This is a genomic window from Hyphomonas sp. (assembly GCF_041398385.1).
Lineage (GTDB): Bacteria > Pseudomonadota > Alphaproteobacteria > Caulobacterales > Hyphomonadaceae > Hyphomonas.
The window spans coordinates 118351-128047 of record NZ_JAWKUW010000008.1 but is presented as its reverse complement, the minus strand read 5'-3'; the positions used below and the strand labels follow the sequence as shown (position 1 = coordinate 128047).

Genomic DNA, 9697 nt, shown 5'->3' with positions numbered 1-9697 from the left:
CCGCGCCACGGCTCCCTTCAAGGGGCAAACCCCATTCATCCCCGGATGGCTCACGCCAGTCCGGCTTTTAGTGCAGGCTCAGACAGCGAGCGCGAGGCCCGCGGCCGTCACAGGATCGGTCTCCTCCGTCACGACGAGGCCGAGGCCCATGCGCTGCATCCGCCGGTGAAAGCCCTCCCCACAGCCGCCGGTGACGACCACGTCCACCGCCTGGATCGGGTGGGGCGCTTCGCCATGATAGGCATGCAGCGACATGTCCTTCGGCAGGTCCAGCCGGCCGGTCTCGCGCGGCGGCTCTCCCGGCTGCACCTCATAGATCAGGAAGCGCCGCGCCTTGCCGGCATGGGCGGTCACGGTGCGGAAATTCTGGCTGGTCACGGCGACTTTCATCTGGGTCCGGGCTCCTGAGAGGCAGTTAATGTGTGATTTTTTATAACACTTAAAACCCGTCCGACATGGGGCGCTTCGCCGCGCGGGCGCACACTCGCAGGCCGGGTGTGGCCGGACGGGCCGTTCCGCCCTACATAGGCGGGCAGGAGACACCACCGATGACGACCGAAAAGGACCGCTTCCGCGCCGCCATGGCCCAGCTCGGCTCGGCCGTGTGCGTGCTGACGACCGATGGCGAGGCCGGGAAATACGGCATCACCGTCTCGGCCGTGACCAGCGTGTCGGATGAGCCGCCCTCACTGATCGTCTGCGTCAACCGCGGCTCAGGCGCCAATGCCGTCATCAAGGCCAACGGGCGCCTCTGCGTGAACGTCCTCTCCTGCGACCAGGAAGACATTTCCGGCGTCTTCGCCATGGGCGCGCGGCCGGTGCCGGAACGCTTCGAGAGCGGCGACTGGAGCGTCAGCCGCCTTGGTAATCCGCTGCTGGGCGACACAGCGGCCAGCTTCGACTGCGAAGTCGACCAGGCCGTGGAATACGGGACGCACACGGTCTTCCTCTGCCGCGCCCTGCATATCGACCATTCGGACGACCGGAACTGCCTCATCTATCACGGCCGCGCCTACCACCGCATCCGCACCGCCACCTGACAGGCCATGCTGGACTACACGTTTAATATTGCGCCCATGATGGATTGGACCGACCGGCATTGCCGGGCCTTCCATCGTTGCCTGACGAAGCGGGCGCTGCTGTGGACCGAAATGGTGACGGCGGACGCCGTCATTCATGGCGACCGCCAGCGGCTCCTGGCCTACAATGAGACGGAACACCCCGTCGTGCTTCAGCTTGGCGGGAGCGACCCGGCAAAGCTTGCCGAGGCCGCACGGGTCGTCGAAGGCTTCGGCTATGACGAGGTGAACCTCAATTGCGGTTGTCCGTCGGAACGGGTGCAGTCCGGGGCTTTCGGCGCCTGCCTGATGGCGGAGCCGGACCTTGTGGCAGGTTGCTTCGCGGCGATGAAGGCGGCCGTATCCATTCCGGTGACAGTGAAATGCCGCATCGCGATTGATGACCTGCCGGCGCGCGAAACCCTGTTCACCTTCATCGACAAAGTGTCTGCTGCCGGATGCTCCGTGTTCACCGTACATGCCCGCAAGGCCTGGCTGAAGGGCCTGTCGCCCAAGGAGAACCGGGAAGTGCCGCCGCTCGATTATGGCCTTGTCGCTGAGCTGAAGGCGGCGCGGCCGGACCTTACCATCATCCTCAATGGCGGCATCCAGACACTTGAGGCGTGTACGGATCATCTGGAGACTTTCGATGGCGTCATGCTGGGCCGGGCGGCCTACCAGACGCCGGGCCTGCTGGGCGAAGTCGACGCGGTCCTGTTCGGGGAGGGGGAGCCGGTCTCGCCTTTCGCCGCGATCGAGGCCTACCGGCCGTACCTCGCCGCGCGCCTTGCGGAAGGCACGCCGCTGCACGCCATGACCCGGCACATGCTGGGCCTCTTTGCCGGCCAGCCGGGGGCGCGTCAGTGGCGCCGCATCCTGTCGGAACGTGCGCCCAAGGCTGGTGCAGGCCTCGACGTGCTGGACGCCGCGCTCGCCCCGCTGATGGAAGCCGCCGGCGCCTGAGCGGCAAATTTGTTCTTTATTTGTTCGCGTATGCGTGTTAACCATTTTCCCGCTGGAAGGGAAATGGGCGATGGTTTGCCGCGTCACGACATTCGCGTTCGAGGGGGTCGAAGCCCGGCCTGTGGACGTGCAGGTGCAGCTGACCGGCGGCAATCCGGCCTTTCATATTGTGGGTTTACCGGACAAGGCTGTGGGCGAAAGCCGCGAACGTGTGCGCGCCGCCTTTGCCTCGCTTGGCCTCGCCCTGCCACCCAAGCGCGTGATCGTGAACCTCGCGCCGGCGGACCTGCCGAAAGAGGGCAGCCACTATGATCTCGCCATTGCGCTCGCCATGCTGGCCATCATGGGCGTCATTCCGCCCGACCAGCTCGAACAGTTTGCCGCCATGGGAGAATTGTCGCTGGACGGCAGCCTCGGAGAGACCGTCGGCGTACTGCCGGCGGCGATGGCGGCGGAAGCCCTCGGTCTCAGCCTCATCTGTCCGGAGATCTGCGGTGCCGAAGCGGCCTGGGCGGGCGGCAGCGTGCTTGCCGCGCGTAGCCTCATCGCCCTCATCAACCATTTCACCGGGCGCGACGCCATCGGCCCACCAAAAGCCGGCGACCTGACGGAGCCGCCACCGGGGCCGGACCTGCGCGATGTGAAGGGTCAGGAGGGCGCAAAGCGCGTGCTGGAAATTGCGGCCGCGGGCGGGCACAACCTCCTCTTCTGCGGCCCGCCGGGATCGGGCAAGTCGATGCTGGCTCAGCGCCTGCCGGGCCTGTTGCCGCCGCTCTCGGCGAGGGAGCTGCTGGAAGTCTCGCAGATCCATTCGATTGCCGGCCTGCTGGAACGCGGGCGCCTGTCGCGGACGCGGCCCTTCCGGGCGCCGCATCATTCCGCCTCCATGGCCGCCCTTGTCGGCGGTGGCATCAAGGCAAAGCCGGGCGAGGTTTCGCTCGCGCATCACGGCGTTCTGTTCCTCGACGAACTGCCGGAGTTTTCCGCGCAGGTGCTCGACAGCCTGCGCCAGCCGCTGGAAAACGGCGAGGCCGTGGTCGCGCGGGCAAACCGCCACGTGCGCTATCCTGCGAGGTTCCAGCTGATCGCCGCGATGAACCCGTGCCGATGCGGCGGCGGTCCGGGGGCGGCCGCGTGCACGCGCGGGCCGAAATGCGCCGAATCCTATCAGGCGCGCCTCTCTGGGCCTTTCCTTGACCGGATCGACCTCTATTACGACACACCGCCTGTCACGGCCGTGGACCTTGCCCTGCCGGCGCCGGCCGAAGGTACGGCGGAGGCGAAACGCCGGGTCGAGGCCGCACGCGCGATCCAGCTGGAGCGCTTTGACGAGCAGGTCAGCGATACGCGCCGGCCGGTGAATGCCGATGCGCCGCTCAGCGAACTGGAGCTTCATGCGCGGCCGGATGAAGCGGGGGCTTCGCTCCTGTCCGGCGCGGCGGAGCGGCTGGCCCTGACGGCAAGGGGCTATACCCGCGTGTTGAAAGTCGCCCGCACGATCGCCGACCTCGATGGATCTGGAAATGTACGCCGCGTACACATCGCCGAAGCGCTGTCCTACCGCCAGCGCCCACCGGGCAGGGGAGAGGGGGTGAGCGCCGAAGCCATGGTGCGCTGAGCCGGCAGAATGCCTGCGGAATCTGCATTGGCTCTTAAAGGATTGCTAAAGCGTCGCGGGCACTCTTCCGCCCATGAAAGAAACGCCCATGCTTCCGCCGGTCACGACGAGCCCCGAGGACACCTTCCTCGCCGCGGCGAGTCACGAGATCCGCACGCCGCTGAACGGCATCCTCGGCACGGTGTCACTGCTGCTGGAGACCGAGCTTGAGCCGTCTCAGCGCGAATATGCCGAGGCGATCCGGCAGAGCGGCGCGCGCCTGCTCGACCTGCTCAACAACGTGCTCGACTATGCCCGGCTCGATGCGTCCGCGGTCGACCTCGAAACCGAAGCCTTCTGCCCGGTGCGGCTCGCCCGCGAAGTGGTGGAGCTGTTGAGCCCCCGGGCGCATGCGTCGGGCCTCGACATTGCCTCGCGCGCCTCCTGCCTGCCGATGCCGACCTTTACGGGCGATGCCGGCCGCATCCGCCAGATCCTGTTCAATCTGATCGGCAATGCGCTGAAATTCACCCAGTCCGGCGCCGTACTGCTCGACATCCATGCGCATGAAGACGGGCTGGAATACCGCGTGATTGATACCGGCCCCGGCATCGCTCCGGACGACCGCGAGCGCTTGTTCGAAGCCTTCCGCCAGTCGAGCCGCAAGGATGCCTACAAGGATGGCGGCGTCGGTCTCGGCCTTGCCATCGTCAAGCGCCTGACCGACTTGCTGGGCGGGCGCATCGATGTCACCGGCGCGCCGGGCCTCGGCACCTGTTTTTCCGTCCGGCTGCCCCTGCCGCGGGCCGACATGGCGCCGACGCACGATCTGCCGGAACTCAACATGACCGTAGGCCTCGCAGGCCTGCCGCCGGCGACCTGCCTGTCCACCGCAGCGGCGCTCGAAGGCGCAGCAGCGCGGGCGATCAAGGTCGATGTGTCGTCGGGAACCCTGCCCGAAGGGCTCGACGTCCTGCTCATCGGGGCGGACATGCCCGAAGCGACCGTGCGCGCGATGGCGCGCCAGGTGCCCTCGCTGATTGTGCTGCGCCCGGAAGACCGAGGCGCGCTGGCCCGGTTCCGCGCCATGGGCTGTGCCGGCTGGCTGGTTCGCCCGCTGAGGGCGTCCTCGCTGGCCGAGCGGGTCTATGTCGTCGGGTCCGGAGGCTGGGCGGCGGACGAGCCGGAGGATGTGAAGGGCGCCGGCCGCGTCCTGATCGCGGACGATAATCCCGTGAACGCACTGATCGCACGGCGTGCCTTGGAATCGGCCGGATTTACGGTCACAGTCGCTTCGACCGGAGCCGAAGCCCTGGAGGTGGCCGAAAGCATGAAGCCCGCCCTTATCCTGATGGATTTGCGGATGCCTGTCATGGACGGGTTCGAGGCCATGCGCCGCCTGCGCGCTTCGGGCAACACAGTACCGGTGATTGCCCTGTCGGCGGAGGTCAACCCGGAGATCGAGCGCGATGCGCGGGCCGCCGGGGCCAATAATGTCGTTGCCAAGCCGATCGAGCCGGAGGCGCTGCGCGGCATCGCCATGCATTGGACCCGGCCGGCGCACCAGCGCGAGGCCGGCGCCGCATGAGCGAAACGGCCGCGCCGACCAAGCCGCCCTCGCGTCTCGCGCGTGCCTTCCGGGCGCTGAACGACCGGCGCATGGCCGCCATGCTGATCCTCGCCTTCGCGGCAAGCATTCCTTATGGCGCAATCGTCGGCGTGCTGACGGCCTGGCTGACGCAGGAAGGCGTCGACACCGACACGATCGGCGTCCTCTCGCTCGTCACCATCGGCTATTCCTTCAAATATCTCTGGGCCCCGCTGTTCCAGACGCCCCATGGCGTGCCCTTCATCCCGGTCGCCGGACGGCGATCCTGGCTGATCCTCTGCCAGGCGAGCATCGCGGTGCTGCTGATTGTGCTGGCCCTGTCGAATCCGCCGCAGAATATCGGCCTGGTCGCCCTTATCTGCTTCGTCATCCTTATTCTCGGGCCTACGCATGACATTATCCTCGATGCCTGGCGCATCGAGGTTGCTCGTTCCGACGAGGACAAGGATCTGATGTCGGCGCTCTACCAGTTCGGCTACAAGTCCGGCGGCTTCATCTCCGGCTTCATTGCGCTGCTGGTGGCCGCGCGCGGCGGCTGGATCGTCGCTTATGTGATGATGGCGAGCTTCATGGCGCTGACGGTCCTCGGCAGCCTCCTTGCGCCCGAGCCGGAGTACAACAAGCACGAGCACAAGACCCGCCTCAGCTTCCTGCCAACGGTGCCCGCAAAAATGGCTGTGCCCGCTGTCGCCTTCGTGTCGCTGTGCTGGAGCGCGGCCTTCCTGATGATCGGCACCTTCGCTGTGCGCAGGCTGGGCTTTGGCGAAGCGCTGTCCTCGCGCAAATTCGTTTCGGAGCAGGGGCCGCTGATCGTCCTGCTGACGGTTGTTGCGCCTGCTGTGGTGGCTGCAGTTCTGGTCGTGCGCAACCGGGCGGTCGCGACCGAGGCGCCGCTGATGCCGGCCGGGACAGGGCGCGGCGCGAAGCTTGCCGGCACGTTGTTCCGCGCGATTTTTGACCCGCTGATGGACCTGATCTACCGCCTGCGCTGGTGGACGATCCTGGTTCTGGCGCTGGCGCTGACCTATCGCTTTACCGATGCGGTGTGGGGCTCGTTCGCCTATCCTTTTTATCTCGGCACACATATGGATGCCCTCGGGCATAGCCTCGACGATGTCGCGATCGCCTCCAAGTTTTTCGGCGTTATCGCGACCATTCTCGGCTCGCTGCTCGGGGCGACCCTGATCGCCATGGTCGGGCGGATGCCGGTCTTCTTTATCGGCGGGATTATCGCAGCGGTGACCAACCTTCTGTATGCAGATCTCGCCGCGGGCGCACATGCGCTCGACGCTTTCCTCGCAGCGACGCATCTTGATGGCCCGATGGTGGCGTTCGCCAATTGGGCGGCAACACTGCAGCCCGAGGCGATCAGCCTGCCGCCAGACCAGGGCCAGCGCATGGCGCGGCTGATGATCACGATTTTCGCTGAGAATATCGCCGGCGGCTTCGCGCTGGTGGCGATGACGGCCTATCTGACGGCGGTCGTAAATCCGCGCTTCGCGGCGGTTCAGTATGCGCTTCTGGCCTCGCTCACCATGCTGATCGGAACGCTCGGCCGGCCTTGGCTGGGGGAGATGATCGAAAGAAACGGCTTCCATGACGTGTTCATCGTCACCTTCTGGCTCGGCGGTGTCGCTGTCGCGCTGAGCGTGCTGGAATGGTGGCGGCTGTCCCGTGCATTTCCGGCAAAAGCGGTGGACTGACTGGCGCTGGCCAAGTCGCCCGGCGCGTCCTAGACTCCGCCGAAATGCAACCGGGAGCCTGCCATGAAAGCCATCGCCGCCGCCTTCAGCCTTGTCGCCCTGGCCGCCTGCGCAACGCAGGTATCAGACCCTGCGCCTGTGCAGAACGTCTCGCTCGAAGAAGACAGGGAAACCGCGGCGATCGCAACACTCCTGGCGGAACAGGACGCGGCCTGGAACCGGGGCGACATCGATGCCTTCATGGTCGGGTACTGGCAGTCTCCGCTGCTGCGCTTTGCCTCCGGCGGCACCGTGACGCGCGGCTGGCAGGAAACCAATGACCGCTATCACCGCGTCTATGGAACGCCGGAAAAAATGGGGCAGCTGATCACGGACGATTATGAGATCGTCCTGCTGGCACCAGATGCCGCCATTGCCCACGGACGATGGAAGCTGGTGCGCGATGGCGACGAACCATCCGGCCTCTATACGCTGGTCCTGCGCAAGTTCGGGCCGGACTGGAAAATCGTGTCCGACACGACCACGTCCGCCGACTGAGGCTGGCCCCGCTGCCCTGAAAAGACCCAAAATGCACCGCTTGGCAGGCCGCCGCTTTGACGGCAGAACGCTCTGTCAGGGCGTCAGGCAGGGAAGGCGGAGGGGAGAGTATGAAACAGGCGACACTCGACCACGAGACCGCGAACTCCGGTTTGGAGCGGGCGATTGAGCGGCCCTGGTTCCGCAATTTCATTACCGGGCTCATCATCTTCAATGCCATCATTCTTGGCGTCCTGACTTACCAGGACTCGCTGCCACACGGTTTCGTGCAGGTGCTGGAAGTCGTCGACCATGCGGTGACGTGGATTTTCGCGGCGGAAATCGCGATCAAGCTTGCGGGTTACCGGTTTGTGTTCTTCAGGTCCGGCTGGAACTGGTTTGACTTCATTGTCGTCGGCATTTCGCTGGTGCCGGGGGCAGGGGCGTTCAGCGTGCTGCGCGCCCTGCGCGTGTTGAGAGTGCTGCGCCTCCTGCATGTCGTGCCGATGATGCGGCGGATCAGCGAGGCGCTGCTGAAGGCGCTGCCGGGCATGGGCGCCATCATCGCCGTGCTCGCACTGGTGACTTACGTCGCCGCGGTCATGGCCACCAACATGTATGGCGATACCGACACCGAAGAGGTGAAACAGCTGTTCGGCGACCTGCCGAGTTCGGCGCTCTCCCTGTTCCAGGTGATGACCATGGATGGCTGGCGGTTTGAAGTGGTCCAGAAAGTGGTGGATGACGGCCATCCGAATGCCTGGCTGTTCTTCCTCGTGTTCATCTTCGTCGCGAGCTTTGCCATCCTCAACCTGTTCATCGCGCTGGTCGTCGATTCCCTCGCCGCCGAGCAAAAGGCCGTGCTGGAAGAGGGCATCCATGACCTCGAAGAAGACCTTGAAGACATTGAAGAAGAGATCGAGGACGAGCGCGAGGAAGCCAGCGATGCGCGAGCCGAAATTCTCGATGCGCTGAAGGAATTGCAGCGCGAAGTGGCCGAGCTGAAGTCGGCGGTGGCGGGGCGGTAGGCTAACCTGAAAGCATGTGAGCGGGCCTTCACGCGCTTGTCAGCCGCGCGGCCCTCGCGCTGGCGCGGATTCCTGCTATAAGCCGAGGCCCATGAGCCTCTGGACCCGTCTCCTAGAAAGCGGCAAACGCCTGTTCGACGCCGATCTTGTCCCCCTGGACGAGCCGGAAATGAATGGCATGGACACGTGTGCGCCGGACCCTAACGATGTGGGATTCACGGCGGCCGTGGTCGGGCTCGGGGCGAAACTCGCCAAGGCCGACGGCTCTGTCTCCGACCGTGAGATCATGGTGTTTTCCCGCGTCTTCCGCACGGCGCCGGAAGAGGCCGACAATGTGCGCCGGGTCTTCAATCTCGCGCGCCAAACAGTGCGGGGGTATGAGAGCTATGCCCGCCGGATCGGACGACGGTATCGCGACCGGCCATGCCTTCTGGAAGGGGTTATGGACGGACTGTTCGAGATCGCAGGCGCCGATGGCGTCGTGACGACGGACGAGATGGATTATCTGCGCAACGTCTCCGACGCATTCGGCTTCAGCGAGGCAACCTTCCGCCGGATCAAGGCGAGCCATCTGGGCCCCGACCGGGACGATCCCTATCATATTCTGGGCGTTGCCCATGATGCGGCCTTCGACGACATCCGTGCGGCCTATCGGCAGTTGATGGCGGATAATCATCCGGATCGGATGATCCAGATGGGGGCGCCGCGGGAATTCGAGGATGCGATCCACGCCAAGGCTGCGGCGATTACGGCGGCCTATGCCCAGATCCGCAGCGAGCGCGGCCTCATCACCCGGCCCGATTAACAGGCAGACCACAAGTTTTCGTGATCCCTTGCCGCCGCTTCGTTGACGGGCCGCCATAGTGCAGCCATGTTGGACAGGCACAAGGACAGCATCATGACGCAGACAGCCCCCCATCCGTCCGGTTTTCCCTTTGCCAACGCGTTCAGAGGCGGCCTTTCGCTTCTGGTTCAGGTGATGATCGGGATGATGCTGGTGCTGACGGCGGGCATCGTGGCGGTGATGACGGCGCTTGCAGGTGTCATGCTGGCAGCAGCCGCCCTGGTGATGCGGTTTGCCGGCGGACGCCGGATGCGCCCTTCGCCTCATCCCGCAGGCGACGAGCCGGTGACGCTGGAAGCCCGGCGCACGCCGCGCGGCTGGACCGTCGAATAGACATCCCTGCATTTCCCACACCGTGAGCCTGTCTGCAGGCTCCGGA

At 65.4% G+C, this 9697-nt stretch carries 10 protein-coding genes; 9 read left to right on the top strand and 1 reads right to left on the bottom strand.

Annotation, left to right across the window (positions count from 1 at the left end; translation table 11 throughout):
• Positions 1-78: 78 nt before the first annotated feature.
• Positions 79-390, bottom strand: coding sequence for a NifB/NifX family molybdenum-iron cluster-binding protein (locus tag R3C13_RS13935; RefSeq protein ID WP_371311441.1), 312 nt, complete (start codon positions 388-390; stop codon positions 79-81).
• A 158-nt stretch (positions 391-548) separates the two neighbouring features.
• On the opposite strand from R3C13_RS13935, the gene R3C13_RS13930 reads away from it, so the two are divergent.
• The 9 genes from R3C13_RS13930 to R3C13_RS13890 all read left to right on the top strand — a co-directional run bounded on the left by R3C13_RS13930 (position 549) and on the right by R3C13_RS13890 (position 9651).
• Positions 549-1040 (top strand): flavin reductase family protein, encoded by a 492-nt coding sequence (locus tag R3C13_RS13930; RefSeq protein ID WP_371311440.1) that lies wholly within the window; start codon positions 549-551, stop codon positions 1038-1040.
• Positions 1041-1046: 6 nt separating this feature from the next.
• Positions 1047-2021 carry a tRNA dihydrouridine(20/20a) synthase DusA gene (gene dusA / locus R3C13_RS13925; RefSeq protein WP_371311439.1) on the top strand — a complete coding sequence of 325 codons (975 nt, stop codon included), beginning with the start codon at positions 1047-1049 and terminating at the stop codon, positions 2019-2021.
• A gap of 70 nt (positions 2022-2091) precedes the next feature.
• Positions 2092-3639 (top strand): YifB family Mg chelatase-like AAA ATPase, encoded by a 1548-nt coding sequence (locus R3C13_RS13920; protein ID WP_371311438.1) that lies wholly within the window; start codon positions 2092-2094, stop codon positions 3637-3639.
• Between the two features lie 88 nt (positions 3640-3727).
• Complete coding sequence (locus R3C13_RS13915; protein WP_371311437.1) at positions 3728-5206, top strand: ATP-binding protein; 1479 nt, start codon at positions 3728-3730, stop codon at positions 5204-5206.
• Positions 5203-6930 (top strand): hypothetical protein, encoded by a 1728-nt coding sequence (locus R3C13_RS13910; protein WP_371311436.1) that lies wholly within the window; start codon positions 5203-5205, stop codon positions 6928-6930. Before R3C13_RS13915 ends, R3C13_RS13910 begins: the two co-directional genes overlap by 4 nt.
• A gap of 63 nt (positions 6931-6993) precedes the next feature.
• Complete coding sequence (locus R3C13_RS13905) at positions 6994-7467, top strand: DUF4440 domain-containing protein (protein ID WP_371311435.1); 474 nt, start codon at positions 6994-6996, stop codon at positions 7465-7467.
• A gap of 110 nt (positions 7468-7577) precedes the next feature.
• Complete coding sequence (locus R3C13_RS13900) at positions 7578-8474, top strand: ion transporter (RefSeq protein ID WP_371311434.1); 897 nt, start codon at positions 7578-7580, stop codon at positions 8472-8474.
• Between the two features lie 91 nt (positions 8475-8565).
• On the top strand, positions 8566-9279 hold the full coding sequence (locus R3C13_RS13895) for a TerB family tellurite resistance protein (RefSeq protein WP_371311433.1): 714 nt from the start codon (positions 8566-8568) through the stop codon (positions 9277-9279).
• A gap of 93 nt (positions 9280-9372) precedes the next feature.
• A complete protein-coding gene (locus R3C13_RS13890; protein ID WP_371311432.1) occupies positions 9373-9651 on the top strand; it encodes a hypothetical protein in 279 nt (92 codons plus the stop codon).
• Positions 9652-9697 lie beyond the last annotated feature (46 nt).

What these genes read in the sequence shown, in the direction of transcription:
- R3C13_RS13935 (WP_371311441.1), bottom strand. Translation starts at nt 390, where the DNA reads ATGAAAGTCGCCGTGACCAGCCAGAATTTCCGCACCGTGACCGCCCAT.
- R3C13_RS13930 (WP_371311440.1), top strand. Translation starts at nt 549, where the DNA reads ATGACGACCGAAAAGGACCGCTTCCGCGCCGCCATGGCCCAGCTCGGC.
- dusA (WP_371311439.1), top strand. Translation starts at nt 1,047, where the DNA reads ATGCTGGACTACACGTTTAATATTGCGCCCATGATGGATTGGACCGAC.
- R3C13_RS13920 (WP_371311438.1), top strand. Translation starts at nt 2,092, where the DNA reads ATGGTTTGCCGCGTCACGACATTCGCGTTCGAGGGGGTCGAAGCCCGG.
- R3C13_RS13915 (WP_371311437.1), top strand. Translation starts at nt 3,728, where the DNA reads ATGCTTCCGCCGGTCACGACGAGCCCCGAGGACACCTTCCTCGCCGCG.
- R3C13_RS13910 (WP_371311436.1), top strand. Translation starts at nt 5,203, where the DNA reads ATGAGCGAAACGGCCGCGCCGACCAAGCCGCCCTCGCGTCTCGCGCGT.
- R3C13_RS13905 (WP_371311435.1), top strand. Translation starts at nt 6,994, where the DNA reads ATGAAAGCCATCGCCGCCGCCTTCAGCCTTGTCGCCCTGGCCGCCTGC.
- R3C13_RS13900 (WP_371311434.1), top strand. Translation starts at nt 7,578, where the DNA reads ATGAAACAGGCGACACTCGACCACGAGACCGCGAACTCCGGTTTGGAG.
- R3C13_RS13895 (WP_371311433.1), top strand. Translation starts at nt 8,566, where the DNA reads ATGAGCCTCTGGACCCGTCTCCTAGAAAGCGGCAAACGCCTGTTCGAC.
- R3C13_RS13890 (WP_371311432.1), top strand. Translation starts at nt 9,373, where the DNA reads ATGACGCAGACAGCCCCCCATCCGTCCGGTTTTCCCTTTGCCAACGCG.